Below are 26388 nucleotides of genomic sequence, written 5' to 3' on the forward strand. Positions count from 1 at the left end.
GCGGGCTCACGCCGCGAACCGATGGGCTCCGACTCCGCGTCCAACGGCGGGTCGGCGGGCTCACGCCGCGAACCGATGGGCTCCGGCCCCGCAGCCGACTGCGAAACAGTGGGCTTGTCGTCCGGGGCCTTGCGGGCGGCGGGAGGCTTGCGGATGCCGGCAGCCGCGGCGGCAGCGGCCAACAGTTCGGCGGCGGCGCTGTCGCCGAGCAGCGGTGGGACGGATGGCGCGGTGCCCGCGCTGGATGTCGCGGAGGCCGATGCCGCGTGGGCGGCAGAGGTTATCGAGGCCGTGTCGGACTCGTAATGCGATGGCTTGCGCGCCGACGGCGTGACCGGGACGGGCCTGACCTCGGCGGGCGCCGACACGGCCGTGGACGGCTCGGTGTCGTCAGCGTCGGCAGCCTCCACATCGGACGGTGCGGTGACGGGAGCGCCATCCTGGGTGGCACCCTCCGCGCCGCCGGCCTCGGGGGAAAGCCCACCGACCTCCGGCGAAGGCCCACCGGCCTCGGGCGAAGACGAAGACCCACCCGTCTCGGACGAAGGTCGACCACCGTCCGGCGACGGTCGGCCGGCTTCCGGCGAGGATGGATCGGCGTCGTGGGAGACGTGGGCGGGCTCCAGCGGAGAGTCGTCGGTGTCCGGCTCGTCGGTCTCGGCCGCGGCGCCGTCAGCATCGGGCGAGGAGGTGCCGTCCTCGGGCCAGGGACCGTCGGGCGACGGCTCGCCAGCGTCGGGCGAAGGCGTGACGGCGTCGGGCCAGGGGCCGCCGGCCTCGGGGGATACGCCCGCCGAAAGGTCATCGTCCTCGAGCGAATCCCGGTCAGATTCCAGCCAGGGACCACGGGGCTCGGGCGGGCGAGAGCCGGAGTCGAGCCACGGGCCAGTCGTTTCGGGCGTGAGCCATCCGGCCTCCGCCGTTGGCCGGCCAGCCTCGGACGGCGAGCCACCAGCCGAGGGCGACAAGCTGCCAGCCTCCCGCGACAGGTCGCCAGCGTCAGGCGAGAGGTCGCCAGCGTCGGGCGGCGCGCCTGCGGACCCGGGCGGAAGCCCAGCCGCCGCCGACCCGGAAGAGCCGCCGGACGGCGCCCCGACCTCACCGGCATCCGCCACCGGCGAGAGCACGACGGGAGCGGCAGTGGGCGACGGAGGCGGGAGCGGGAGCGGGTCGGCCATGCGGACGGGTGACAGGCCGGCCACCACGGTGTCGACGATCTCGGCCGCGTACGAGCCGTCCGGGTCATAATCCGGGTCGAAGACAGTGAGCTCCACCCCCAGGCAGTGCGGGGTGTCCACCAGGCCGCTCAGCAGCAGCTCCAGCTCGGCGAACGCGATGCCGCCCGGGTCTGGGGCGTCCACCGCGGGCATCACCGCGGGGTCCAGCACATCCACGTCTATGTGCACCCAGTAGCCTGCGCAGTCGCTCAGCTGGTCGCGGGCCCACTGGGCGGTGCGGGCCGCGCCCTCCACGCGGAGGGCGGGCACCGGGCGGGTGATGATGCCCGCCGCCTGGAGGTCGAGCCGGTACTCATCCTGGGCGCGGATGCCCAGCACGACCACGTCGACGTCCCGGAAGTACGGGCGGCGCCCCTCGATGCCGGCCAGGTCGGCCTGGCCGCGGCCAGTGGCGAGCGCGAGGTCCTCGCCGGCCGCGGCGCCTACGTAAGAGGCGTTGCCGGGGTGGCGGAAGTCGGAGTGGCCGTCGACGAACACCAGCCCGATGCGGCCACCCACCACCTCGCCGAGCCGGTGCATCGCCAGGGCGGAGCCGAGCAGGATGGAGCAGTCGCCGCCCAGCACGACGGGAAACTCGCCACCGTCGATGATCGAGCCGATGCGGTCGGCCAAAGCCACCGAGTACGCCGCGATCTGCTCGGCGTGGCACACCCCGTCGCCCGGACGCCAGTCGCCCGGGTCGTACCGCGGTGGGGTCAGGCAGCCCGCGTCGCGGGCGGCGAGGCGGGCCACCAGGTCGTGGTCGCGCAGTGCGCCGGGCGCCTTCGCACAGCCTGGCACCGACGTCTCGGTCGGCGGGCGCAGTCCGAGGTTGGAGGGTGCGTCGAGGATGGCGATGCGGCGCATGGGCGGCACTAGAAGAGGGCGCTCGCGAGGGCCCGCCGCGCGCTGGAGACCGCCGGGTCGTCAGGTCCGGCGATCGCGAACAGCGACAGCAGATGCTTGCGGATCTCCTCGCGCTCGTCGCCCGACGTGCGGCGGACCAGGGCGACCAGCCGCTTGTACGCCTCGTCGGCGAGGCCGCTGAGCACCTCGACGTCGGCCGCGAGCAGCTGGACGGGCACGTCGTCGGGCTTGGCCTCGGCGTCGGCGAGCGCGGCACGCGGGTCGACGCCCACCACCCGGCGGGCGAGGGCGACGTGCGCCAGCCCGGCCTCGGCCGCGGCGTCGGCCGGCGACTCGGCGAGGATCTTCTTGTACGCCTGCTCGGCCGTGTCGAGGTCGCCGGTCATCAGCGCGTCGTCGGCGTCGATCAGCCGCGGGTCCTCGGGCGCGGTCGGCGGCTGCACGCCGCCCGCCTTGAGCACCGCGTCGATCCACTGGCGCAGCTGCGTCTCCGGCACGACGCCGGTGAACGCGTCGACCGGCTGGCCGCCCACCACCGCGTAGACCATCGGGATGCCCTGGACGCGGAACATCTGCGCGAGCCTCGGGTTGCTGTCGACGTCGACCTTGGCGAGCACCCACGTGCCGCCACCCTCGACGGCGAGCTTTTCGAGGATCGGCGAGAGCTGCTTGCAGGGCTGGCACCACTCGGCCCAGAAATCGATGACTACCGGTACGGTGAGCGACCGCTCCAGCACCTCTGTCTGGAACGTGGCCTCGGTGACGTCGATCACAGTGGCAGCGCCACCGCCGGGCGGTCCGCCAGGCGCGCCTTGTCGGGCCGGCGCCTCGGTGCGGCTCGGGGTGGGTGCGGGACTGCGCAGCGCGCTGAGGTCGACCGCGCCGCGGGTGAAGATCGACGGAGTGGTCCGTGGGTCGCTCATGGTTCCCTAGTCTCGCACGCGCGAGGTCCAGTCGAACCCACCCAGCGCTGCAACGCCATCACCCCAAAGTGCCTCTTGCGACGGAGCGGCGCAGCGCCGCCGCCACGCCCACCGCCGCGCCGATGAAGCCAAGCGCGGCGAGCAGCGCGGGCAGTGCCGCGGCAGACGGGGACGGCCACCGGGGCAGCGCCAGCACGAGCGAGTCGTCCACGAACACGGGCAGGTATCCGCCGGCCACCCACCACGCCACGACGGCCGCCACCGCGCCGGTCACCAGCGCCGCCGCGACCACCGGCAGGTAGCTCCAGAGCGCGGACCGCCCCACCGCCCGCGCGGGCAGGCCTTGCAGGCGGAGTGCGCGCATGTCGTCGGTGGTGCGCCGCCGGTCGACGGCCGCCATCAGGGTGAGACCGCCGAGCCCGAGCAGCACGGCAAACCCGGCCGCCAGCAGGTGGAACCAGATCGCCAGCGCCGGCGCCCGCTTGTCCAGCAGCGCCCGCGCCTCGGCCATCGTGTCGTCGCCGGCGATGACAAGGCCCTGCTCGGCGAGGCGGTCGGTGACGTCGGCCGGGGCGTCCGGGCGCAGCCAGACCTGCGGGTCGGTCAGGCGGGTGCCACCGACGGTCTGGCGTTCGAGGTACTCAAGGTCGGTCAGCACCCCGCGCGCGCCGAGTCGCGGCAGCGTGGTCGCCTCGGACACGACCTGCGGCACGGGACGGTCGGCGTCGAGCCCGGTCAGCGCCACCGTGTCCGGCAGCTGCCCGGCCGGCACCACGGGCAGCGGCGTGGGCACGTCCGGCGCCAGCACCCAGGTCTGCTGCCGCGCGCCGGTCGCGGTGACGCTGACCGCGAGCCCACCGGGGCCGGGCGTGACGTCGCCCGCGGCGGTGCCCTTCCACCCGGTGGCCAGCTGCTCGGTGGAGACGAGGCCGGGCAGCTCGCGGATGACCATGGAAGTCTTTTCCGAGCCGCTCCGCGCGTAGATCGCGTCGAAGCCGAGCAGGCGGCAGCCGCCGGCGCAGGAGCCCACCTCCGCCGTGTACGTGTGCACGCCCGGGTCGAGCACGCCGAACGTCATCCGCACCGTCGGGCTCCCGTCGAGCGGCCGCAGTGACACCGCGACCCGCAGCTGCCCCTCGCTCAGGGCGGGGCTTTCGAGGACGGCGGTGACGCGGGTGCCGCGCAGCACGTACGGCTCGGGGGTGGCCGGCCGCAGCAGCCGGGTTACCTCGCCGGCACTCGGCCCGAACTCCGGCCGCCACACCGCGACCTGCCCGAGCCGGGTGGTGTCGACTGCCAGCATCGGGCGGCCGGCGGGCGTGGCGGGCTGCACGACGGCCGCGGCCATCGCATAGCGCCCGTCGGGATCGACCTCGCGCACCGCGGCGAGCAGCCTGCCCGCGTCGACCGGCAGGACCGTGACAACCCGGTCGGCGCCGGTCTCGACGGACGCCCGCTCGGCACGGGATCGGGCCGCGACGTCGACCGCCATCGCGGCGAAGCCGAGCAGCGACACCGCCACGGCCAGCAGCACGAAGAGGCGGTGGCTGCCGGGGCGGCGGGCCACGTGCAGGGTGCCGAGCGCGAGGCCGAGGCGGCCGCGGCGCAGCGCGCGGGTGCCGAGCCGGCCGGCAAGCGGCATGAGCAGGCGGGCGGCGACGAGCGCGATGGCGACCGCGACCAGCGACGGCACGAGAAGCGACAGCCCCACCAGCTCGCCCTCGAAGCCGCGCAGCTGGAAGACCGCCACCACGGCGAGCACGACGACGATCGCCTCGATCGCGGTGGAACGCCAGCTGCCGCCCCGGGCCGGCACCCGCCGAAGCAGATCGGCCACCGGGCTGGCGAGCTGCTGGCGCTGGGCGAGCAGGGCGGCCAGGAGGGCACCGCCGGCGGCGAGCGCCGCATACGGCAGGGCTTCGCCCGACAGGGTCAGCTCTCCGCCGCCGAAGCGGGCCCTGGCCGCCAGCCACACCGCGAGCGTGCCGGCCAGGTAGCCGAGTGGGGCGCCGACCAGGATCGCGAGCGTGCTCTCGCCCGCGCTCAGCCACCAGCGCACGGGACCACGCGCACCGCGGAGGGCGACGAGGCCGAGCTCGTGGCGGCGGCCGGCCGTCCCGTACGCCACGGCGAGGAAGATGACGAACCAGCAGAGCCCGACCAGCGGCACGGCGGCCACCGGCACCACCCGCCGGGCCAGCACCTGCGCCCCGTCGATGCGGTCGAGCAGCGCGCCGAGCTCGGTGTTGAGCTGCGCGAAGAACGCCTGCGACCCGCCGGTGCCGCCGGTCAGCTCCTCGCGCAGGTCGTCGAGGTCGGCGCGGACCCTCCCGATGTGGTCGGCGTCGAGCGCGCCCGGCCCGGGCACCGCCTCCACCGAGCGCATGTCCTGCGGGTGCACGACGCCGTCGGCGGTCTGCCGGTTTACGAAGATCGGCTCACGCTCACTGTCGGCGCTGCCGGGCGCGAAGTACCCCGTCCGTCCCCAGTAGACATTCGCGGTGTCGAGCGGCTTGTAGACCCCGACGACCGACAGCAGGGCAGGCGGGCCGGCTGGCACGTAGCGGCGGGCGGGCTCGCTGTAGGTGGCGGAGGTGATGTTGATCGTCGAGCCGGGCCCGAGGCCGAGGCGGCGCGCGGTGGCCTCGCCGAGCACGATCTCACCGGTCGCCATCACGCACCGGCCGGCGACCATCCGCAGGTGCGGGCAGACGTCGGAGCGGAAGACAAGCCACGAGACGTTGGGGTCGGGCTCCATGCCGAGCACGACGTAGGACGCCGAGTAGACGACCTCGAACCGTTGCAGGTCGAGCGCCCGCGGCACGACGGAGTCGAAGCCTTCCGACGTGACCGCCTCTTCGTCGCCCACGAACGCGGACAGGCTGACCGTCTGCTCCACGCGGTCGGACTCGCCGACCTCGGTCTTCACGACGGCGCGGTCGACGGCGCGCAGGTATGTCGGGCCGGCCACGGCCGCGCCGACCGCGAAGAGGCTGAGCAGCATCACCGCGACGGCCTGCGCCTTGCGGGCGGCCAGCATGGAGAAGACGAGCGCGATCACCGGCGGCCACCGCCCGTCGCCCGCACAAGCTGACTGGCGGCCACCGCGCCGGTGAAGCCGAGCACGACGAGGCCGCCCAGCGCGGCCAGGGCGAGAGCGGGCGCCCGCGGGCCGGTGGCCACCGGCAGCACCGCCCAGTCGTCAACGAACACCGGCACCGCCGCCTCCACCAGCGTCCCGCCCAACGCCGCCGCCCCGATCCCGATCGCCACGCCGGCGACGACGAGCACCGCATAGCCCCCGTATCCGATAAGGCGCACCGCCCGCCGCGACAGGCCTTGCGTGCGCAGGGCGGAGAGCTCGGCCGCGCGGTCGGGGCGCTCCACCGCGGCGGCCACCGCCAGCGCGAGCGCGGCGAGGAAGACGCCGAGCGCACCGGCGAGGAGCTGGAAGCGGAGGGCGAGGGGTGGGCCCTGCTCGCCATACCGCGCGCGGGCCGCGTCGATCGAGTCGTCGGCGTGCACGGCAAGCCCCTGCTCGCGCAGGCGGTCGACGACCGTGTCGGGCGCGCCGTCGGCCAGCCACACCTGCGCCTCGTCACCGAGGCCGGGGTCGGCCGCGAGGCGGTCCGCAAACTCAAGGTCGACAAGGTAACCGCGCGCCTGCACCCTCGGCAGCGCGGTGACCGCGCCGGAAAAGCGCACCGGAACCTCGTCGCCGCCGAAGAGCGAGAGCCGCGGATCGCCGGGATCCCCGCTCGCCGAGGCCAGCCGGGTGTGCGCCACGGGCAGGGGCACCGGCGAGTCGACGAGGTAGGCCAACCCGGTCCGGTCGACGCCGGGCCGGGACGCGACCGGGGGTGTGGTCAGGTCCACCGCACCGTCTGCGGCGGACACCGTCGGACCCTGCCCGTCGACCCGCGCCGGGCCGCGCCACCGGCTCACGTCGACAAGCGCGGGCACTGCGGCGCCTCCGCTGGTCAGGCTGTGAAACCGGACCGGGCGGTCCGGGGGTGTATCGCCGCCCTCCGCGAGGGACGCCAGCTCGAGGGCGGCCAGCCGGCACTCGCCGCCACAACCCGAAAGATCCATTTGGTACGAGCGACGGCCGGCCGCCAACTGTCCGAAGTCGACGGTCAGCGGGGCGCCGGCGGCCGTGACCAGATGCAGCACCACGCGCAGCGGCTCACCCGCCTTGAGCAGCTCGGCGTCCAGCGCGAGCGGACCGTCGCGGAGGTGCACCGCTTCCGGCGTGGCGGGCCGCAGCCGCCCGAGGATATCGGCGAGCTGTGCGCCGTACTCCCCTGCCAGCTGGCGACCCGCGCGAACCGCTCCGTGTCGACGGCCAGCACCACCTGCCCGGCCTCTCCCGTGCCGTTGCGCACGACGGCGGCGGCCTGCGTGCCACCGGGGTCGGCGGCCCGGACCGCGGCCAGCAGGTGGGCGCGGCTGCGCGCCTGGACGGTGAGCACGCGGTCGGCGCCGATGTCGTGGGTGGCCCGCTCCTCGCGGGCGGTGGCCGCCGCCGACCACCCGCTGGCTGCCGCGCCCAGCAGCGCGACGGAGACGGCGAGCAGCGCGAACACCCGGTGCGTGCCGGGCCGCCGCGCCAGGTGCGTGGCCGCCATCGCGAGCGGGAGCCGCCCGGCCCGCAGCGCGCGGTGGCCGGCCCGCACGGCCAGCGGCGCGATCGCGCGGGCCGCGACAAGTGCCACGGCGAGCGCCACCAGCGCGGGTGCGACGAGCACGAGGCCGGTGGACTGGCCGGGATCGCGATCCGTGACATACGCCTGGTAGACCCCAGCGACCGCGACCACCACGACGACCAGGTCGATCACGTCGGCCCGCCAGCCGCGGCGCCGCGCGGGCACGTGGCGAAGCAGGTCGATCACGCCGGCGCCCATCCCGGACCGGTCGGCGGCGACCGCGGCGATCAACGCGCCGAGCACCGCCGCTCCACCGGCCGCCAGCGAGAGCGAGGCGGCGAACCCGGTGCGGTCGGGGTCCACCTCGCCGAGCAGCTGGGCGAGGGCGACGCCGGCCACGGCGCCGGCGACCGCGCCGGCAAGCATCGGCAGCACGCTCTGCTGGAAGACCAGCGCCCACACCCGCCACCGCGCACCGCCGCGGAGCTTGAGCCAGCCGATGTCGGGCCGGCGCTGCTCGGCGCTGTGCCGCACGGCGAAGAACAGCGCGAACCAGCAGAGCAGCAGAAGCTGCACCGCCGCGACGCTCACACCGAGGTTGACCAGCCACTGCTCGCGCTCGACCCGACTGACCAGCGCCGGCGCGCGGCTTTCCACCCGCCACTGCGCGCCGGCGGAGGCCTGCTGGCGGTCGATCTCGGCGGCCAGGTCGTAGCCGTCGATGCCCAGGTATGCCTCGACCGGCACGACAACGTGGTATTCGGCGAACATCTCCGCCGCATCCGCGGAGGCCACCGTCTCGACGGTCGTCAGGACCGGGTCGCCCGCGCCGGCGGCCGTGTCGGTGCCGCTGGCGCGGCCGAGCACGCTGACCGCCCAATACGCACCCAGGGGGTCGCGCAGCTGGTAGGTGCCGGTGATGCGCAGCTCGATCGGCGCCTTGCCGAGCACGGTGAACACCGCCACGTCGCCGGCAGCCACCCCGAGCCGGGTGGCGGTGCGGTCACTGACCACCGCCTCACCAAGCGCCGCCGGGCAGCGGCCCACGAGCGTGAGGTGTGCGCACATGTCGTCGCGGGCGGCGACGGTGGCGGCCTGCTTGAGGCCCTCGCGCGCCAGCTCGCCGGAGACCCGCACCGACGCGGTGCCGCTGCCGCCCTCGATGTCGACGACCCGCCCCGCCTCGGCCCGCACCTTGGCCGTCGCGGCCGGGTCGTTGTCGACCCGCGCGGTGGCCAGCACGACGCGCTGGTTGGACGGTGCGCCGGTGACGTCGGCGATGGCGACGGAGCGGGCGGCTGAAACCACATACCACGGGGCGGCGGTCGCGGCGGCCACGGCGACGGCCGTCAGCAGGAACAACGTGGCGGCCTGCGCCCGACGCGCGCGGATCGCGCCCAGCACCACCGCAAGCATGCGCAAGACCATAAACCGGCGATGCCAAGAATTTCGATCCCGAAAGCCCACCCAGTCTCAGCCCTGGCCCGGGCAGCAGAAGGCCCGGACGGCACCGTGAGTGACGATTCCGGGCTTGATCCACGGACCCGGCAGCGGAGGGCGGGGATCTCGGCGAGCCCTGGCGAGCCGCCGCCCTCCGCGTTGCCCGCGGGAGCAAACGGTCAGCGACTGGCGCGGACCGGGGCAAATCCGGATCTGTTATGCCACAAGGGAGCCAGCAGCCTCACGACTCGGCCTGGCTACCGCCGACGACCAGGGTGACCGAGCCGTCGACGTGGTCGACGGTGAAGAGCGTGCCGGGCGGAAACTCGCCGAGCACCTCGGGCGGGAGCTGGACCGTGCCGTCGCCGGCCACCACCGCGAAGTCCTGGCCGTCGCGCCCCTCGGCGCCCACCCGGCCGTCGCGGATCGTCACCGCCCGCCCGAGCCGCGCGCCCACCTCGGCGTCGTGTGTAACCACCACTATCGTGGTGCCGCGCTCGGCGTTGACCGTCTCCAGCGCGCCGAGCACCTCGTCGCGGCCGTGGGTGTCGAGCTGGCTGGTGGGCTCGTCGACAAGCAGCAGGCCGGGCGACGCGGCGATGCCCACCGCGAGCGCCGCCCGCTGCCGCGCGCCGGGCGCCAGGTCGCCGATCTTCGCGGACGCCTTGCCACGCAGGCCAACCAGGTCGAGGATCCGCTCCGGGTCGTCGAGCTCGATGCCGGCCGTGTGCGCCGCGCGGCGCTGGGCGAGCCAGACGTTGCGGTGCAGCGTCGCGTAGGGCAGCAGGTTGCGCGCGGCGCCCTGCAGCACCACGCCGATCTCGGTGCCGCGCAGCCGGGAGATCTCCGCGTCGGTGAGCTTGCCCATGTCGTACGTCCCGACGCTGACCCGCCCCGCCGACGGCCGCATCAGGCCGCCGAGCAGCGCCACCAGCGTGGACTTGCCGGATCCCGACGGGCCGACGAGGGCCAGCATCTCGCCCGGGTTGATGGACAGGTCGACGCCGGACAACGCCACGACGTCACCGCCCTCGGCGCGGTAGATGTGCACCACCCGCCGGCAAGCCACCGCCAATCCCGTCACGGCACCCATTAAAGCGGCAAAGTCAGAATCGCGCGGGCTCCCGGTACACGCCCCACTCGGCGCGGAGGGCGTCGCAGATCTCGCCCAGCGTTGCCTCGACCCGCACGGCGTCGAGCATGGCCGGCACGATGTTGGCGTCGGTGCGGGCCACGTCGACCATCCGGGAGATGGCCGCGTCGACCGCCGCCTTGTCCCGCTCGCCGCGCCGCCCGGCCAGCAGCTTGCGCTGCTCCAGCTCGACCTCGTGCGAGATGCGCAGGATCTCCAGCGGCTTGGTCACCGTGCCGGTGTGGTGGGTGACGCCGACGACGCGCTTGTCGCCCTTTTCCAGCGCCTGCTGGTAGACGAACGCGGCCTCCGCGATCTGCCCCGTGAACCACCCGTCTTCGATGCCGCGCAGGATGCCGGAGGTGATGGTGCCGTCCGAGCCCATCGACTTGATCTTCGCGAAGATCTCCTCCGCCTCGGCCTCGATGCGGTCGGTGAGCGCCTCGACGTACCACGAGCCGCCGAGCGGGTCGGCCACGTTGGTGACGCCGATCTCCTCCATCAGCACCTGCTGCGTGCGCAGCGCGATCTCCGCCGACTCGTCGGTGGGCAGCGCGAGCGTCTCGTCCAGCGCGTTTGTGTGCAGCGAGTTGGTACCGCCGAGCACCGCCGCGAGGGCCTCGACCGCGGTGCGCACGACGTTGTTCACCGGCTGCTGCGCGGTCAGCGACACCCCGGCCGTCTGCGTGTGGAAGCGGAGCCAGAGGGCTCGTTCGTCGGTGGCGCCGTACACGTCGCGCAGCCACCGCGCCCAGATCCGGCGGGCCGCCCGGAACTTCGCGATCTCCTCGAAGAAGTCGACGTGCGCGTCGAAGAAGAAGCTCAGGCCGGGCGCGAACAGGTTGACGTCGAGGCCGCGGGACAGGCCGAGCTCGACGTAGCCGAAGCCGTCGGCGAGCGTGTACGCCAGCTCCTGCGCGGCGGTCGAGCCGGCCTCGCGGATGTGGTAGCCGGAGACCGACAGGGGCTTGTAGCGCGGGATGTTGTGCGCGCAGTACTCCATCAGGTCGCCGATCAGGCGCAGGTGCGGCTCGGGCTCGAAGAGCCACTCCTTCTGCGCGATGTACTCCTTGAAGATGTCCGTCTGGAGTGTACCGTCCAGTGTGGACAGATCGGCGCCCTGGCGCTCGGCGGCCACGAGGTACATGCAGAACACCGGCACCGCGGGCCCGGAGATGGTCATGCTCGTGGTGGTGGCGGCGAGGTCGATGCCGTCGAAGAGCACGTCCATGTCGACGGCGGAGTCCACCGCCACGCCGCAGTGCCCCACCTCGCCGAGCGCCTGCGGGTCGTCGGAGTCGCGGCCCATGAGCGTCGGCATGTCGAACGCGACCGAGAGCCCGCCGCCGCCCGCACCGAGGATCATCTTGTAGCGCTCGTTTGTCTGCCGCGCGTTGCCGAAGCCGGCGAACTGGCGGATCGTCCAGGTGCGCCCCGGTAGCCGGTGGGGTAGAGACCGCGGGTGTACGGGTACTCCCCGGCCACCCGATCCGCTCGAACCCGGGCACGTCGGCACCGGGGGCGGACCGTATACCGGGTCCACCTCCAGGCCGGAGAGCGTGGTGAAGTCGGCGTCGCGCTTGCGGGCTGCGTCGTACCGGGCCTGCCACCGCTCCCGGCCCGCCGCGATCTCCTCGGCGTTCATGCAAGAGAGTCTAGAGGTAACCCTGAACGATCGCTAAGGTTGCCTATGTTTACGGCTGGTATCCCGCCGCCCGCGCCTCGTCGCCACCGACCGGGCCGGCGTCGTCGACGTGCACATCGTCCACCCTGATGTTTACCTCAGTGACCTCGAGGCCGAGCAGGTTTTCCACGGAACTGATCACCTTGGCCCGGACCTTCTCGGTCACGGAGTGGACCACGAACCCGTACTCGATCACGAGCGTGATGTTGATGACCGCGGTGCGCCCTTCGAGCCGCACCGACATGCCGCGGTCGGCGTCCTCGTCGGCGTCGCCGAGGCCGATCCGCTCCTTGACGTTGGCGAAGAAGCGGGCGACGTCGCCACCCAGGTCGTACACGCCCGGGACCTCGCGGGTCGCGATGCCGGCGATCTTTTCGACCACCTCGTCGGCGATCGACGTCATGCCACGCTCGGCGGCCAGCTCGGCGTTGTTGCGCAGGCGCTCGACCACCTGCGAGGCGACCCGCCCGAGGCCGCGGCGGCCCGCTCGACCGCGTCACCGGCCCGGTCGACGGCGTCGTTGATCTGCTCGCTGATCTGCGCGACGGTGCCGTTGCCCGCGGAGGGCGACGAGGCGGGCGCGGCGGACGGCGTCGCGGCGGGCGCCGGCGTGGTGGCCGGCAGGACCGCCGAAGGGGCGATCGCCGAAGAGGCCGAAGTGGTGGTCGCGGGCGCCTCGACGATCGTCTCGTCGGCCTTGCTCTCCTGGCGCTGTGCCGGCACCTGAGCCGCTACGTCGGTCATGACATCTCCCCCTGTGTCGCTGGCAGGCCACTGGGACCGGAGCGTACCCGCCGCGGGCGAACGCGGGGAGTGCCGTGACGCCCCGTCACTACGCGCGCACGAGCTCCGCGCGGCCGTCGACCAGGTGCAACTCAGCGTCACACGCGGCGGCCGCCTCAGGGTCGTGGGTCGCGAAGACCACCGCCGCGCCCCGCCCGGCCTCGTCGTGCAGCAGGTCCAGCACCCGCTGGCGGTTGGCCGCGTCGAGCTCGCTGGTCACCTCGTCGGCGAGCAGCACGGTGCCGCCCAGGGCCAGCCCGCGCGCGATCGCGGTGCGCTGCTGCTGGCCGCCGGACAGCTCCTCGACGAGCTGGTCGGTCTGCCCGGTCAACCCCAACCGCTCCAGCGACGCCGCGGTCAGCCGCCGCGCGTCGGACGGCGAGGCACCGGTGGCGATGAGCGCGACCTGGAGGTTTTCCCCGGCGGTGAGGATCGCGGCGAGCCCGTTGTCCTGCGGCACCAGCACCACGCCCCGGGCCACCGCGTGGTCGCGGTCGCGCAGCGCCTCACCGTCGACGGTCACGCTGCCCGCGGCGGGCGCGAGCAGGCCGGCCATGGTCGCCAGCAGGGTGGTCTTGCCCGCACCGGACGGACCGGTGACGGCCAGCACCCGCCCCGGCTCGGCGGTCACCGTGACGTCCCGCAGGACCGGCTCGCCCCGCCCGTACGCGACTGAGAGCTTGTCGACCATCACCGTCGTACCCACGGGGAGAGAGTAGCCACTGGCTACGGTTTGGGATGACCTGCTCGCACCCGGTCCTTCGCGGAGAGCCGTACCGCGAGAAGGTGTGGCTCAAGCAAGCGACGCGAGGAGTGAGGCCGCGGCGGCGTAAGGGTCTGTCTCGCCGGCCGCCACCTTCACGGCGGCGTCGCGCAGAGCGGTACCCGAGCGGATCGAGCCCAGCCGCTCACGGAGGGTGCCCAGCGCGATCGCCTCGACCTCGGCGGCGGCCCGCTTCTCGCGGCGGCGGCGCAGCTCGCCGTGCTCGACAAGCCAGGCGCGGTGCTTCTGCACGGCGGTGAGGATGTCGTCGATGCCCTGGCCGCGCGACGCGACCGCGCGCACCACCTGGGGCCGCCACTCGCCGGGGGCCCGCTCGCCGAGTCCGATCATGCCTTGGATGTCGTGATAGGTGGCGTCCGCGCCGTCGCGGTCGGCCTTGTTGACAACGAACACGTCGGCGATCTCGAGGATGCCGGCCTTTACCGCCTGGATGGCGTCGCCCATGCCGGGGGCGAGGAGCACGAGCGTGGTGTCGGCGAGCGAGGCAACCTCGACCTCGGCCTGCCCGACGCCGACGGTCTCGACCAGCACGATGTCGCAGCCGGCGCCCTCCAGCACCCGCACCGCCTGTGGCGTCGCCGCGGCCAGCCCGCCGAGGTGGCCGCGGCTGGACATCGAGCGGATGTACACGCCGGGGTCGGTCGCGTGGTCCTGCATGCGCACCCGGTCGCCGAGGATCGCCCCGCCGGTGAACGGGCTGGACGGGTCGACCGCCAGCACCCCCACCCGGTGCCCCTCGGCACGCAGCGCGCGCACGAACTCGTTGGTCGTCGTGGACTTGCCGACGCCGGGCGAGCCGGTGAGGCCGATGACCTGCGCCTTGCCGGTGTGCGGCGCGAGCGCGGCGGCCACGTCGGGCAGCAGCTCGTCGCCGGACTCGACCAGGGTGATCAGCCGGGCCACCGCGCGGGGGTCACCCTCGCGCGCGGCGGCCACGAGCGCGGCTACGTCACGGCTTCTTCTCACGGGACCTTGATGATAAGTGCGTCGCCCTGGCCACCGCCGCCGCACAGGGCCGCGGCGCCGGTGCCGCCACCGCGCCGCTTCAGCTCAAGGGCCAGCGTGAGTACCAGGCGTGCGCCGGACATGCCGATCGGGTGGCCGAGGGCGATCGCGCCGCCGTTGACGTTGACGATCTCGGGGCGGACGCCGAGCTCGCGGGTGGAGGCGATGCCGACCTGGGCGAACGCCTCGTTGATCTCGATGAGGTCGAGGTCGGACACGCTCATGCCGGCCTTGGTGAGCGCCTGCTGGATCGCGTTGGCCGGCTGGAGGTGCAGCGAGTTGTCCGGGCCGGCGACGTTGCCGTGCGCGCCGATCTCGGCCAGCCAGGTCAGCCCCAGCTCCTCGGCCTTGGCCCGGCTCATCACCACGACCGCCGCGGCACCGTCCGAGATCGGGGACGAGCTGCCCGCGGTGATCGTGCCGTCCTTGGTGAACGCGGCCCGCAGCTTGCCCAGCGACTCCGCCGTGGCGTCCGGGCGGATGCCCTCGTCCTCGGCGATCACGATCGGGTCGCCCTTGCGCTGCGGCACCTCGACCGGCGCGATCTCCTCGGCGAACGCACCGTTCTTCTGCGCCGCCGCCGCCCGCTGGTGGCTGGCCGCCGAGAAGGCGTCCTGCTCCTCCCGCGTGATGCCGAACCGGCCGCCGTGCCGCTCGGTCGACTCGCCCATCGAGCAGGCGTCCCACGTGTCGGTGAGTCCGTCCAGCGCCATGTGGTCGCGGATCACCACGTCGCCGTACTTGTACCCCTGGCGCTGCCCGAGGAGCAGGTGCGGCGCGTTGGTCATCGACTCCATGCCGCCGGCGACCACGATGTCGAACTCACCGGCCCGGATCAGCTGGTCGGCGAGCGCGATCGCGTCGAGGCCGGACAGGCACACCTTGTTGACCGTCAGCGCGGGCACGCTCATCGGGATGCCGGCGTTGACCGCGGCCTGGCGGGCGGGGATCTGCCCGGCACCGGCCTGGAGCACCTGGCCCATGATCACGTACTGCACCTGCTCGGGCGAGACACCCGCCCGCTCCAGCGCAGCCCGGATGGCGAACCCGCCCAGCGCCGTGGCTGGAAAGTCCTTGAGGTTGCCGAGCAGGCGGCCCATCGGCGTGCGCGCGCCACTCACGATCACGGAGCCGGTCATCTTGCTCACCCTCCCGCACCACTTAACGGTCGTTCGGGTCAGACTAACTCTATGAGTGAGCATGACCACGGCGAGCCCGCTGCCGACTATGTCACAGGGATCGGCCTGCTTCGCATCGACCACGTCGGCGTGGCGGTAGCCGACCTCGACGAGGCGATCGGCTTCTACGCGCGGGTCTTCGGCATGCGCTGCGTACACCGCGAGACCAACGAGGAGCAGGGAGTCGAGGAGGCGATGCTCGCGGTCGGGCCGGATCCGGCCGGCGGGCAGGTGCAGCTCCTCGCGCCGCTGTCCCCGTCGTCCACGATCGCGAAGTTCCTGGAGCGGAACGGGCCGGGCGTGCAGCAGGTGGCGTACACGGTGGCGGACGTCGAGGCGGCCTGCGCGCGGCTGCGCGAGCGCGGCATGCGGCTGCTCTACGACGAGCCGAGGCGGGGTACGGCGGGTTCGCGGATCAACTTCGTGCACCCGAAAGACGCCGGCGGAGTGTTGATCGAGCTGGTGGAACCGCCAAATGCAGTACTTCACAAAACGGTTCCGGCTTAAACTACCGTTCAGTAACATCCTGGGCCTGAACCTCCAGGAGGTGCGCGGTGCAGAAGATCCTCGAAACGATCATGTCGGCCGAGGGATCGACCGATCCGGACAAGGAGCTGGCCGGCGTCGCGGGCCTCCCGGTGCCGGAGACCTACCGCGGCGTGGTCGTGCGGGCCGACGAGACGTCGATGTTCGACGGCCTGGCCGCCAAGGACAAGGACCCGCGCAAGTCGCTCCACGTGCAGGAGGTGCCGACGCCCGAGCTCGCGCCGGGTGAGGCGCTCGTCGCGGTGATGGCCAGCGCGATCAACTACAACACCGTGTGGACGAGCATCTTCGAGCCGCTGTCCACCTTCAAGTTCCTCAAGAAGTACGGCCGCGTGTCCGCGCTCACCAAGCGCCACGACCTGCCGTACCACGTGGTCGGCTCGGACGCGGCCGGCGTCGTGCTGCGCGTCGGTCCGGGCGTGACCAAGTGGGCGGCCGGCGACGAGGTGGTCGCGCACTGCCTCTCGGTCGAGCTGGAGGACGCCGCCGGCCACGACGACACGATGCTCGATCCGCAGCAACGGATCTGGGGCTTCGAGACCAACTTCGGCGGCCTCGCCGAGCTGGCCGTCGTGAAGGCCAACCAGCTGATGCCCAAGCCGCGCCACCTCAGCTGGGAGGAGGCCGCCAGCCCGGGGTTGGTCAACTCGACGGCGTACCGGCAGCTCGTCTCCCAGCACGGCGCGCAGATGAAGCAGGGCGACGTCGTGCTGATCTGGGGCGCCTCCGGCGGGCTCGGCGGCTATGCCACGCAGTTGGCGCTCAACGGCGGCGCGATACCCGTCTGCGTGGTCTCCTCGCCGGACAAGGCCGAGCTGTGCCGGCGGATGGGCGCCGAGCTGGTGATCGACCGCAGCGACTTCCGCTTCTGGCGGGACGAGCAGACGCAGGACACGGACGAGTGGCGCCGCTTCGGCGAGCGGGTGCGCGAGCTGACCGGCGGCGAGGACCCGGACATCGTCTTCGAGCACCCGGGGCGCGAGACGTTCGGCGTGAGCGTGTACGTCGCCAAACGCGGCGGAACGATCGTCACCTGCGCATCGACGAGCGGTTTCCTGCACCAGTACGACAACCGCTACCTATGGATGAATCTCAAGCGGATCATCGGGAGCCACTTCGCCAACTACCGCGAGGCCTGGGAGGCCAACCGCCTCGTCGCACTCGGCCGGATCCATCCGACCGTGTCGCGCACCTATCCGCTGGAGCAGACCGGCCAGGCGGCGTACGAAGTGCACCGCAACGCACACCAGGGCAAGGTGGGCGTCCGATGCCTCTCACCAGCCGACGGTCTGGGTGTCCGCGACGCGGAGCTGCGGGCCCGCCACGAGGCTGAGATCAACCGCTTCCGCGGCCAGTGATCACATCTCCATTCACCCGAAAAGATGACCTTATAAGTGGGGGCGACATGGGGCCGTACGGCCTTGCGAAGCCCCCGGTGGGTCTGCCAGTATGTCCCAATGCCCCAGCAGCAGCAGCCGTCCTCCCTCGCGTTCTTCGAAAACGCGAACTCGCAACATGACTTCACCGTCGTCCTTCGGGGATACGACCGTGGGCAGGTCGACGACTTCGTCGGCCGGCTCAGCGCCGCGCTGACCCAGTCCGAGCAGGCCCGCGGCGAGGCCGAGCAGCGCATGAACGACGCGCAGCGCCGGCTCCGCCAGGCCGAGCAGCGCCTCGGGTCGCTCGAGCAGAAGCTCACCGACACCAACAAGCAGCTCGAGGAAAACAGCCGGCCGACACTCTCCGGGCTGGGCACGCGGGTCGAGCAGATCCTGCGGCTGGCCGAGGAGCAGGCCAACGACCACCGCGGCGAGGCCAAGCGCGAGTCGGAGGGCATCCTGTCCGCCGCGCGCCTCGAGGCCCGCGAGATCACTGACAAGGCGCGTGCCGAGGCCGCCGCGATGAAGGCGACCGCCGAGCGCGAGGCCGGCCAGGTGCGCACCGCCTCCGAGCGCGAGGCCGCCGAGGTGCGCGTGCAGGCCCGCCGCGAGGCCGACACCCTGCGCGCCGACGCCGACCGCGAGACCAAGCAGCTGCGCACGGTCACCGCGCACGAGGTGGCCGAGCTCAAGTCCACCGTGGAGCGTGAGGTCGCCACCCTGCGCGCCACCGCGGAGCGGGAGATCACCCAGCTGCGCGCGAAGGCGGCCCGCGAGGCCGAGGAGAAGCGCGCCGAGGCGACCAAGCTGCTGACCGACGCCCGCGACAAGCGCGACAAGGACCTCCAGGCGCTGGCGCTGGAGCTCGCCGAGCGCCGGGAGAAGTCCGAGCGCGAGGAGTCCGAGCGGCACGCCGCGCAGGTGGCGCAGACGCAGAAGCTCGTCGCCGAGGCCGAGGAGCGCGCCCGCGCCGCGGAAGACCGCGCCAAGGAGATCGAGCAGCGCGCCGAGGCCCGCCGGGTCGAGTCCGAGCGCAGCGCGAGCGAGACGATCGACAAGGCCAAGGCCCTCTCGGAGAAGACGCTCAACGAGGCCCGCGCCGAGTCGCACCGCCTCGTCAGCGAGGCCCGCACCGAGGCCGAGCTCACCACCCAGGCCGCGCGGCGCGAGGTCGAAGACCTCACCCGCCAGAAGGACGCGGTCACCGCTCAGCTCGGCCAGATGCTCTCCGGCCTCGCGGGCATCGTGCCCACGGCGCCGCAGCAGGCCAAGCCGGAGGAAGACAAGTCGGGCAAGGGCGACGGCGAGCGCGTCAACGCGGGCGCCGCGAGCTGACGTTCGGCGTGCCGCGCTGGCAACGTCCGATCCGACGAGGACGGACGGCGCTGGCGCGCACGCCGCACCTGGAAACAGCCCTGAGGGCTGATGACGGTCACGGCATCGCGGGGCAGATGCGATCGAGTACAGGCCGCACCGGTAAACCGGTGCGGCCTGTACTGGTGTGCTCACCATCTGTAGACGTGGCGCGTATCCCTCCGCCGAATGGTGGGTATCCAGGCGCCGTTCAGGCGAGCGTGTGAGGATGGACAGCATGTCGCACGGCGGAGAGCTCTTTGGTCTAAGTGATGGCACCTCGACAGAGCCGACCTTCGAGTCGGCCATGCGGGGTTACGACAAACGCCAGGTAGACCGGTATGTCGCCCGCGCCGAGGGCGAAATAGCCTCCCTCGCCGCCGAGCGGGAGCAGCTGTACGCGCAGATCCAGAGCCTCGCCGCGCAGGTCGAGCAGTTGCAGGCCGAAGTGGTCAACGTCCGGCGCCAGTCGGCGAGTGTGGACAAAGTCTCGTACCGCCACCTCGGTCCGCGCGTGGAGCAGATCCTGGCGCTCGCCGAGGAGCAGGCCGACGCGATCCGCGGCAGCGCCACCCACGAGCTCGCCGAGCAGCGGGCCGAGGCGGAGCGGGCGCTGGCCGAGGCGAGGGCGCGCGCGGCCGACGCGGTGCGTGACTTCGAGATCGCATTGGCAGCCCGCCGTTCCGATGAGGAAAAGGCGTCCGCCGAGCGCCGCGCCGCGGCCGAGTCGACGGTGGCCCAGGCCCAGGAGCAGGCCGACGCGATCCTGGCGGCCTCGCGCCAGCAGGCCGAGGCGATGCGCGCCGAGGCGGAGGCCGCGCTGGCGCAGGCCCGGCAGCGTGCGCAGCAGCTGAGCGAAGAGGCGACGCACTTCGCGGAGCAGTCCCGGGCGGAGACCGAGGCGTTCGTCCAGGCCGCCCGCAGCCAGGCCCAGCAGGAGCTGGCGCAGTGGCGCGGCAGCGTGGAGCAGGAGATCAACCAGCGCCAGGCCGAGTTCGACCGTGACTTCACCCAGCGGCGGACGGCCGCCGAGCAGGAGTTCGCACAGCGGCGGGCGGCGGCCGAGCAGGAGTTCGCGCAGTGGCGGGCGAGCGCCGAGCAGCAGGTGGCGGCGCGCAACGCCGATGCCGAGCGGTACGTGGCGGAGGTCCGGCGCCAGGTCGAGGAGCAGGCCGCCTCGGTGCGCCGGGAGGCCGAGGAGCACGCCGCGGCGATCCGGCGGCAGACCGAGGAGCAGGCCGCGACCGCGCAGGGGCACCTCGCCGCCACGCAGAAGCACCTCGCCTCGACGCAGAAGGAGACGGCCGCCGCCGGCCAGCTCCTCGCCGATGTCCAGCAGCAGGTGGCACAGGCGCAGGAGGCCTTGGCCGAGATCAAGCACCAGACCGTGGCCACCCGCCAGGAGGGCGACAAGTTCCGGCGCGCGCTCAACGAGGTGCAGGAGCAGCTCGCCACCGAGCGGCAGCGGCTCACCGAGGCGCAGCGCACGGCGGAGCAGGCCGAGCGCAAGGTGGTGGAGGCCAAGGCGACCGCCAAGAAGGCCAGCGACGCCGCCGCCGAGATGGCCGAGCCGCGCGAGCTGGAGTCCGCGTCGGAGAAGACCCAGGTGGTGGACACGGCGGCCGTCACTCAGGTGGTGAGCGTCGACGAGCCGGCCGCCGAGGACGACGAGGAAGAGTCCGGCGCGAAGGAGCGGGCGGAGACGCCGCAGAAGGTCGGTTAGCCCCGCCGTCACCCTCTCCGTGCGACCCGTGACCTGCGGGTCGCGCCACTGGCGTGCTGCCGTTACCCTGCTGCGGGGTCGGTAGCGGGGAGGTCAAGTGGCAGCTGAGGCATCAGGCGACAAGCCCGCCGAGGAGCGGGCGGTCGAGCCTGAGCCTGCGCCCGACCGGCCCGCCGGCGAAGCGGCCGAGGCCCCGGACGATGACGCGCCCGTTCCCCCGCCCACAGGCAGGTTCGGCCCGCTCGGGCGCCCGCTGGGGAGAAACGCGTTCGTCACCGGGTTCGTCGGTGGCTTGGGCGTGCTGCTGGCCTACGCGGCGTACATCGCGGTCCGCAACGCCGCTGGCGTGCTCCTGCTGATCTTCATCGCGCTCTTCCTCGCCGTCGGGCTGAACCCGGCGGTCGTGCGGCTGCGCCGGTGGGGCGTTCCGCACGGCCTGGCGGTCGGCACCGTGGCGCTCGGCATCATCCTGCTCTTCTGCGGCGGCCTCTTCGCGCTCGTGCCGCCGGTGGTCAACGAGTCCACCCAGGTGATCGACAACCTGCCGGGCTACGTCGACCAGCTCAACGACAACCCGACGATCCGCGACCTCAACGAGCGGTACGACATCATCCAGCGCGCCTCGTCGGCGGTCACCGCGGAAAACATCACCCGCGCACTCGGCGGCGTGCTGGGTGGGGCGTCGCTCGTGTTCGGCACGGTGTTCCGGGTGCTGACAGTGCTGGTGCTGACGATCTACTTCATGGCCGCCTTCGACCGCATCAAGGAAGGCGCCTACCAGCTCGTCCCGGCCTCCCGGCGGCAGCGGGTGCGGCTGATCACCGACGAGATCCTGACCAAGGTCGGCGCGTACATGGTGGGCGCGCTCGCCGTCGCGCTCCTGGCCGGCACCAGCACGTACGTCTTCTTGATCATCACCGGTGTGGCGTACCCGTTCGCCCTGGCCGTCGTGGTCGCGGTCTGTGACCTGATCCCGCAGATCGGTGCGACGCTCGGTGCGATCGTCGTGAGCATCGTCGGCTTCGCCAGCTCGCTCACGGTCGGCATCGCCTGTGTGGTCTTCTTCATCATCTACCAGCAGGTCGAAAACTATCTGATCTACCCGAAGGTGATGCGCCGCTCGGTCGAGGTCAGCGATGTCGCCGCGATCGTGGCCGCCCTGCTCGGTGCCGCCCTTTTCGGTGTCATCGGCACTCTTGTCGCGATCCCGGCGGTCGCGGCGATCCAGCTCATCCTGCGTGAGGTTGTCGTTCCCCGCCAGCAGGAGCGCTGAGTTCACCCGGTTGGCCGGTACCCCTGTCACGTTCTAGACAGTGGAATCGGACCGGCCACCGGGCCTTCATAGCATCTAGCAGTTCGCTGGACCCGTCTGGCGGTCTTTCGGTATGGCTTCGGCACGCTCAGCGGGAGGGGCGCCTGTGCGGGCACATCAGTTTTCTCGGGACGCGGTGATCGTCGGAGGTTGCGGACGGGTGGGCCTGCCACTCGGCATCGCGCTCGCCTCACGCGGACTCTCCGTCACGCTGTACGACATCAACGCGGCCGCGGTGGCGACCGTCAACGACGGCGTGATGCCGTTCGACGAAGAGGGCGCCGCACCGCTGCTCACCGAGGTGGTCAACGCGGGCCGGCTGGTCGCCACGACCGACCCGGCCAGCGTCGGCGCCGCCGAGCACGTCGTCGTCGTGGTGGGCACGCCGGTCGACGAGCACCTCAACCCCGATCTGGGCGCGGTGCCACGGGCCCTGGAGCGGTGCGCCGAGCACCTGCGTTCCGGCCAGCTCGTGATCCTGCGCTCCACCGTGTACCCGGGCGTGACCGCGCTGACGGAAAAGCTGCTCGCCGGCCTCGGCACCGGTGTCGACGTGGCCTTCTGTCCGGAGCGGATCGCCGAGGGCAAGGCGCTCACCGAGCTGTTCGACCTTCCGCAGATCGTCTCCGCGCGGACCCCCGAGGTGGTCGGGCGCGCCGAAAAGTTCTTCCGCAACCTGACCGACCAGATCGTGCCGCTGGAGCCTGAAGAGGCGGAGTTGGCGAAGCTGTTCACGAATACGTGGCGGTACATCAAGTTTGCGACGGCTAACCAGTTCTGGATGATGGCGAACGATTTCGGGTTGGATTTCGCGCGGATCCGGCATGCGATCACGTTTGACTATCCGCGGGCGGCGGATTTGCCGATGCCGGGGTTTGCGGCGGGGCCGTGTTTGTTCAAGGACACGATGCAGTTGGCGGCGTTCAACCGCAACAACTTCGTGTTGGGTCATTCCGCGATGTTGATCAACGAGGGTCTGCCGCTGTATCTGGTGTCCCGTCTTGAGGACAGTTACGACCTGTCGTCGATGACGGTGGGGATTCTGGGGATGGCGTTCAAGGGTGGTAGTGACGACCCGCGCGAGTCGTTGGCGTACAAGCTGCGCAAGATCTTGTCGTTGAAGGCGCGCGAGACGTTGTGCACCGACCCGCACATCAAGGACGAGCGGTTCGTGCCGCTCGACGAGGTCCTCGCAAAGGCCGACCTGCTCGTCATCGCCTGTCCACATCACGAGTACGCCGCCCTGGACACGCAGACCCCCGTCGTCGACATGTGGGGCCTGACCGGGCAGGGCGTGCTGGTATGACGATCACGCCCCGGATCTCCGTCGTCATCCCGGTCTACAACGAGGGCGAAGCGATCATCCGGTGCATGGAGCGCATCCTCCGCGAGGTCATGCTGCCCAGCGAGATCCTGCTCGTGCACGACATGCCCGAAGACACCACCGTGCCGTACGCGCTGCAGATCGCCGAGTCGCACCCGCAGGTGCGGCCGGTGCTCAACACGTACGGGCGGGGGCCCGCCAACGCGATCCGCTTCGGCATCGACGCGGCCCGCGCGCCGGTGACCGTGGTGACGATGGCCGACGGCTGCGACGACCCGCGGCAGATCGACGACCTCGCGCGGCTCGTCGAGCGCGGTGTCGTGGTGGCGGCCGCGTCGCGGTACATGCCGGGTGGCCAGCAGGTCGGTGGCCCGCGGCTGAAGCGGATGATGTCCCGCTGGGCCGGTCGCACCCTGTACGCGTTCACCCGCGTGGGCACCCGCGACGCGACAAACAGCTTCAAGGCGTACGACACCGACTTCGTGCGCCAGGTGGGCATCGAGTCGCGCACCGGCTTTGAGATCGGGCTGGAGCTGACCGCCAAGGCGGGACGCCTGGGCCTGCCGGTCGCGGAGATCCCGACCATCTGGCTCGACCGCCAGCTCGGCGAGTCCCACTTCGACCTGGGCCGGTTCCTCCCGTCGTACCTGCGGTGGTACCGGTTCGCTTACGGCCGCCGGCTCACGATCGAGCAGATCGCCAAGCGCCACCCGGCCGAGCCACAGACCGAGGCCGTTTCCGCACCGTCAGTCCCCGCGTCACTCAGCTAGGAGCACATTCTCGTGTCAAAGGTTTTGGTTACCGGTTCGGCCGGGTTCATCGGTGGTTACGTCGTCGAGGAGTTGCTCCGGCGTGGTCACGAGGTGGTCGGGTTGGACAACTTCTCGAAGTATGGGCCGGTGACGCACAGCTACGATGACAATCCGGGTTACCGGTTTGTCGAGGGTGATGCGCGGGATACGGCTTTGGTGACGGAGTTGGCCGCGGATTGTGATCATTTCATCGCTGGTGCGGCGATGATTGGTGGGATTTCGTATTTCCACGCGTATGCGTATGACTTGTTGGCGACGAATGAGCGGATCATGGCGGCGTCGTGTGACGCGGCGATCGCGGCGCATCGGGATGGCCGGTTGCAGAAGGTGACGTACATGTCGTCGTCGATGGTGTTCGAGTCGACGGAGACGTGGCCGTCGAAGGAGGGTGACGAGCGGCGGGTGCCGCCGCCGTTGTCGTCGTATGGTTTTCAGAAGTTGGCGGTGGAGTATTACGCGCGGGCGGCGTGGGAGCAGTACAAGTTGCCGTACACGATCGTGCGTCCGTTCAACTGTGTGGGTGTGGGTGAGGGCCGTGCTTTGGGTGAGGCCGAGGTGCTGTCCGGGAATGTGAAGCTGGCGATGTCGCATGTGGTGCCGGACCTGGTGCAGAAGATTGTGAAGGGTCAGGATCCGTTGCACATTCTGGGTGAGGGTAACCAGGTGCGGCATTACACCTATGGTGGTGATCTGGCGGCGGGGATCGTGACGGCGATGGAGCACCCGGCGGCGTTGAACGAGGACTTCAACCTTTCGACGGCGGAGTCGACGACGGTGTTGGAGTTGGCTGAGGTGATCTGGGCGAAGATCAAGGGTCCGGAGGTGCCGTTCCGGTATGTGTCGGACGATCCGTTCGAGTACGACGTGCAGAAGCGGGTGCCGGACGTGACCAAGGCGCGTGAGGTCCTCGGGTTCGAGGCGACCACCAGCCTGGACGAGATGCTCGACGAGGTCGTCCCGTGGGTGACCCAAGCCGTACACGACGGTCGGTTGTGACGATCGCGGAGACGCTGTTCGCGGCGCCGGCGCGGGTGGAGACCGCCCGCCCGGCCCGCTGGCGGGGTGTCGCGCTCGGCGCGGCGGCGGTCGCCGCGGGCACCGCGCTCGGCCTCCTGCGGCAGCCGGGTGCCGGCGCGCTCGACACGATCTGGGCCGAGGACGGTGGCGTCTTCCTCGCCGAGGCCGTGCGCCAGGGCCCCTTCGACGCGCTCGTCACGTCGTACGCCGGCTACTTCCACGCCGTACCCCGCCTGATGGCCGCGGTCGCCACGCTCTTCCCGGCAGGCGCCGCCTCGACGGTGCTGGCCCTGCAGGCGGCGCTCGCGGTGTCCCTGCTCGCCGTGCTCGTCTTCGTGGCCAGCGGGAGCCATCTCACCGGCACGCTCTCCCGCGTGCTGGTCTCGGCCGTCGTCGTGGTCGTGCCGGTGGCGCAGGGCGACGTGCTCAACTCCATCGCCAACTTCCACTGGTACGGCCTGTACGCGCTCTTCTGGATGCTTGTCTGGACACCGTCCCGGCCCACCGGGCGCGCGGTCGCGGTGGCGGTCACGCTTCTCGTGGCGGCCAGCGACATCGTGGCCGTCGTGTTCGTGCCGCTGGCGATCTGGCGCGCTGTGCGCCGGTCAGAAGGGGGCGGCCGCGACCGGCACGGCATCGCGCTGGCCGGCGGGCTCGGTGTGGGACTGCTGATCCAGTTCGTGGGGCTGCTGAGCGGGTCCAGCGAGCGCGCGCTCTCCCCCGACCCGGTGCTCGCGGTGACCGGCTTCCTGCTCCGCGCGGTGCCCGCGCCGCTGATCGGCGAACGCTGGCTGGGCGACGCCGTCGACGCCAGGTGGGTTGCGCTGGCCGCGGTCGCGTGGCTGGTGGTCGGCGCGGCCTTCCTCGTCGCGTACACCCGACGCACCCGCCCGGCCTGGACGCTGGCCATCGTGGCCGGCCTGCACGCCGCCGCGCTCTACATGGTGCCGGTGCTGCTGGCCGGCACCGCGACGCCCCGGTACGCGGTGGCGCCGGCGATGCTCGTGGTGACCGCGCTCGTCGCGCTGCTGCAGCCGGCCGGCTCGCGGCTCCCGCTGTACGCGCTGACCGCGCTGCTCGCGCTCGTGGCCGTGGTCAACCTGCGGGTCGACAACACCCGCGCCGACGGCCCCGGCTGGGACGCCGAGCTGGGCGCCGTACGCGAGGAGTGCGTGCGGCAGCCGGACGGTACTGTCGAGGTCGCCATCCCGCCTGACTGGAGCGTTTCCCTTCCGTGCTCGTACCTGTCGCGTTGACCCCTGT

At 72.1% G+C, this 26388-nt stretch carries 20 protein-coding genes and 1 pseudogene; 9 read left to right on the forward strand and 12 right to left on the reverse strand.

What is annotated here, in order from left to right; translation table 11 throughout:
• Positions 1 to 1180 precede the first annotated feature (1180 nt).
• The 12 genes and pseudogenes from Phou_RS54950 to Phou_RS12055 all read right to left on the reverse strand — a co-directional run.
• Positions 1181 to 2084 (reverse strand): annotated as a pseudogene (locus tag Phou_RS54950) (arginase family protein); the annotation flags it as partial.
• Positions 2085 to 2092: 8 nt separating this feature from the next.
• Entirely contained in the window at positions 2093 to 3007 is a 915-nt protein-coding gene (locus Phou_RS12005) for a tetratricopeptide repeat protein (protein WP_173056130.1), read from the reverse strand.
• 58 nt (positions 3008 to 3065) lie between these two features.
• Complete coding sequence (locus tag Phou_RS12010; RefSeq protein ID WP_173056131.1) at positions 3066 to 6068, reverse strand: ABC transporter permease family protein; 3003 nt, start codon at positions 6066 to 6068, stop codon at positions 3066 to 3068.
• Positions 6065 to 7249, reverse strand: coding sequence for an FtsX-like permease family protein (locus Phou_RS12015; RefSeq protein WP_173056132.1), 1185 nt, complete (start codon positions 7247 to 7249; stop codon positions 6065 to 6067). The genes Phou_RS12010 and Phou_RS12015 overlap by 4 nt, the downstream gene beginning before the upstream one ends.
• Positions 7144 to 9069: an FtsX-like permease family protein gene (locus tag Phou_RS12020; RefSeq protein WP_173056133.1), complete on the reverse strand. Its 1926-nt coding sequence runs from the start codon at positions 9067 to 9069 to the stop codon at positions 7144 to 7146. Before Phou_RS12020 ends, Phou_RS12015 begins: the two co-directional genes overlap by 106 nt.
• Positions 9070 to 9334: 265 nt before the next feature.
• Positions 9335 to 10186: an ABC transporter ATP-binding protein gene (locus Phou_RS12025; protein ID WP_173056134.1), complete on the reverse strand. Its 852-nt coding sequence runs from the start codon at positions 10184 to 10186 to the stop codon at positions 9335 to 9337.
• Between the two features lie 13 nt (positions 10187 to 10199).
• Positions 10200 to 11870, reverse strand: a complete 1671-nt coding sequence (icmA, locus tag Phou_RS12030) for a coenzyme B12-dependent isobutyryl-CoA mutase large subunit (protein WP_246273505.1) — start codon at positions 11868 to 11870, stop codon at positions 10200 to 10202.
• Positions 11871 to 11919: 49 nt separating this feature from the next.
• On the reverse strand, positions 11920 to 12360 hold the full coding sequence (locus Phou_RS12035; RefSeq protein WP_246273506.1) for an Asp23/Gls24 family envelope stress response protein: 441 nt from the start codon (positions 12358 to 12360) through the stop codon (positions 11920 to 11922).
• Positions 12309 to 12653: a hypothetical protein gene (locus tag Phou_RS12040; RefSeq protein WP_173056135.1), complete on the reverse strand. Its 345-nt coding sequence runs from the start codon at positions 12651 to 12653 to the stop codon at positions 12309 to 12311. The genes Phou_RS12035 and Phou_RS12040 overlap by 52 nt, the downstream gene beginning before the upstream one ends.
• An 88-nt stretch (positions 12654 to 12741) precedes the next feature.
• Entirely contained in the window at positions 12742 to 13383 is a 642-nt protein-coding gene (locus Phou_RS12045) for an ABC transporter ATP-binding protein (RefSeq protein WP_173058272.1), read from the reverse strand.
• Positions 13384 to 13485: 102 nt separating this feature from the next.
• Entirely contained in the window at positions 13486 to 14487 is a 1002-nt protein-coding gene (gene meaB / locus Phou_RS12050) for a methylmalonyl Co-A mutase-associated GTPase MeaB (protein ID WP_173056136.1), read from the reverse strand.
• Positions 14439 to 15620, reverse strand: a complete 1182-nt coding sequence (locus Phou_RS12055; protein ID WP_173056137.1) for an acetyl-CoA C-acetyltransferase — start codon at positions 15618 to 15620, stop codon at positions 14439 to 14441. Before Phou_RS12055 ends, meaB begins: the two co-directional genes overlap by 49 nt.
• Positions 15621 to 15671: 51 nt before the next feature.
• Here Phou_RS12055 and mce point away from each other — a divergent pair, with 51 nt between their 5' ends.
• The 9 genes from mce (at position 15672) to Phou_RS12100 (ending at position 26381) form a co-directional block, all read left to right on the forward strand.
• Complete coding sequence (mce, locus tag Phou_RS12060) at positions 15672 to 16166, forward strand: methylmalonyl-CoA epimerase (RefSeq protein WP_173056138.1); 495 nt, start codon at positions 15672 to 15674, stop codon at positions 16164 to 16166.
• Between the two features lie 47 nt (positions 16167 to 16213).
• On the forward strand, positions 16214 to 17563 hold the full coding sequence (gene ccrA / locus Phou_RS12065; protein ID WP_173056139.1) for a crotonyl-CoA carboxylase/reductase: 1350 nt from the start codon (positions 16214 to 16216) through the stop codon (positions 17561 to 17563).
• Positions 17564 to 17662: 99 nt separating this feature from the next.
• The gene (locus Phou_RS12070; RefSeq protein ID WP_173056140.1) at positions 17663 to 18919 is read left to right on the forward strand and encodes a DivIVA domain-containing protein; all 1257 of its coding nucleotides are present in this window, start codon (positions 17663 to 17665) and stop codon (positions 18917 to 18919) included.
• A 325-nt stretch (positions 18920 to 19244) separates the two neighbouring features.
• Positions 19245 to 20660 (forward strand): coiled-coil domain-containing protein, encoded by a 1416-nt coding sequence (locus tag Phou_RS12075; RefSeq protein WP_173056141.1) that lies wholly within the window; start codon positions 19245 to 19247, stop codon positions 20658 to 20660.
• 97 nt (positions 20661 to 20757) lie between these two features.
• Positions 20758 to 21933: an AI-2E family transporter gene (locus Phou_RS12080; RefSeq protein WP_173056142.1), complete on the forward strand. Its 1176-nt coding sequence runs from the start codon at positions 20758 to 20760 to the stop codon at positions 21931 to 21933.
• 112 nt (positions 21934 to 22045) lie between these two features.
• Positions 22046 to 23278 (forward strand): nucleotide sugar dehydrogenase, encoded by a 1233-nt coding sequence (locus Phou_RS12085; protein ID WP_173056143.1) that lies wholly within the window; start codon positions 22046 to 22048, stop codon positions 23276 to 23278.
• A complete protein-coding gene (locus Phou_RS12090) occupies positions 23275 to 24066 on the forward strand; it encodes a glycosyltransferase family 2 protein (protein WP_173056144.1) in 792 nt (263 codons plus the stop codon). Before Phou_RS12085 ends, Phou_RS12090 begins: the two co-directional genes overlap by 4 nt.
• 12 nt (positions 24067 to 24078) lie before the next feature.
• Positions 24079 to 25104, forward strand: a complete 1026-nt coding sequence (locus tag Phou_RS12095; RefSeq protein WP_173056145.1) for an NAD-dependent epimerase/dehydratase family protein — start codon at positions 24079 to 24081, stop codon at positions 25102 to 25104.
• A complete protein-coding gene (locus Phou_RS12100; RefSeq protein WP_173056146.1) occupies positions 25101 to 26381 on the forward strand; it encodes a hypothetical protein in 1281 nt (426 codons plus the stop codon). Before Phou_RS12095 ends, Phou_RS12100 begins: the two co-directional genes overlap by 4 nt.
• Positions 26382 to 26388: the final 7 nt, after the last annotated feature.

It is taken from the genome of Phytohabitans houttuyneae (genome assembly GCF_011764425.1).
GTDB lineage: Bacteria > Actinomycetota > Actinomycetes > Mycobacteriales > Micromonosporaceae > Phytohabitans > Phytohabitans houttuyneae.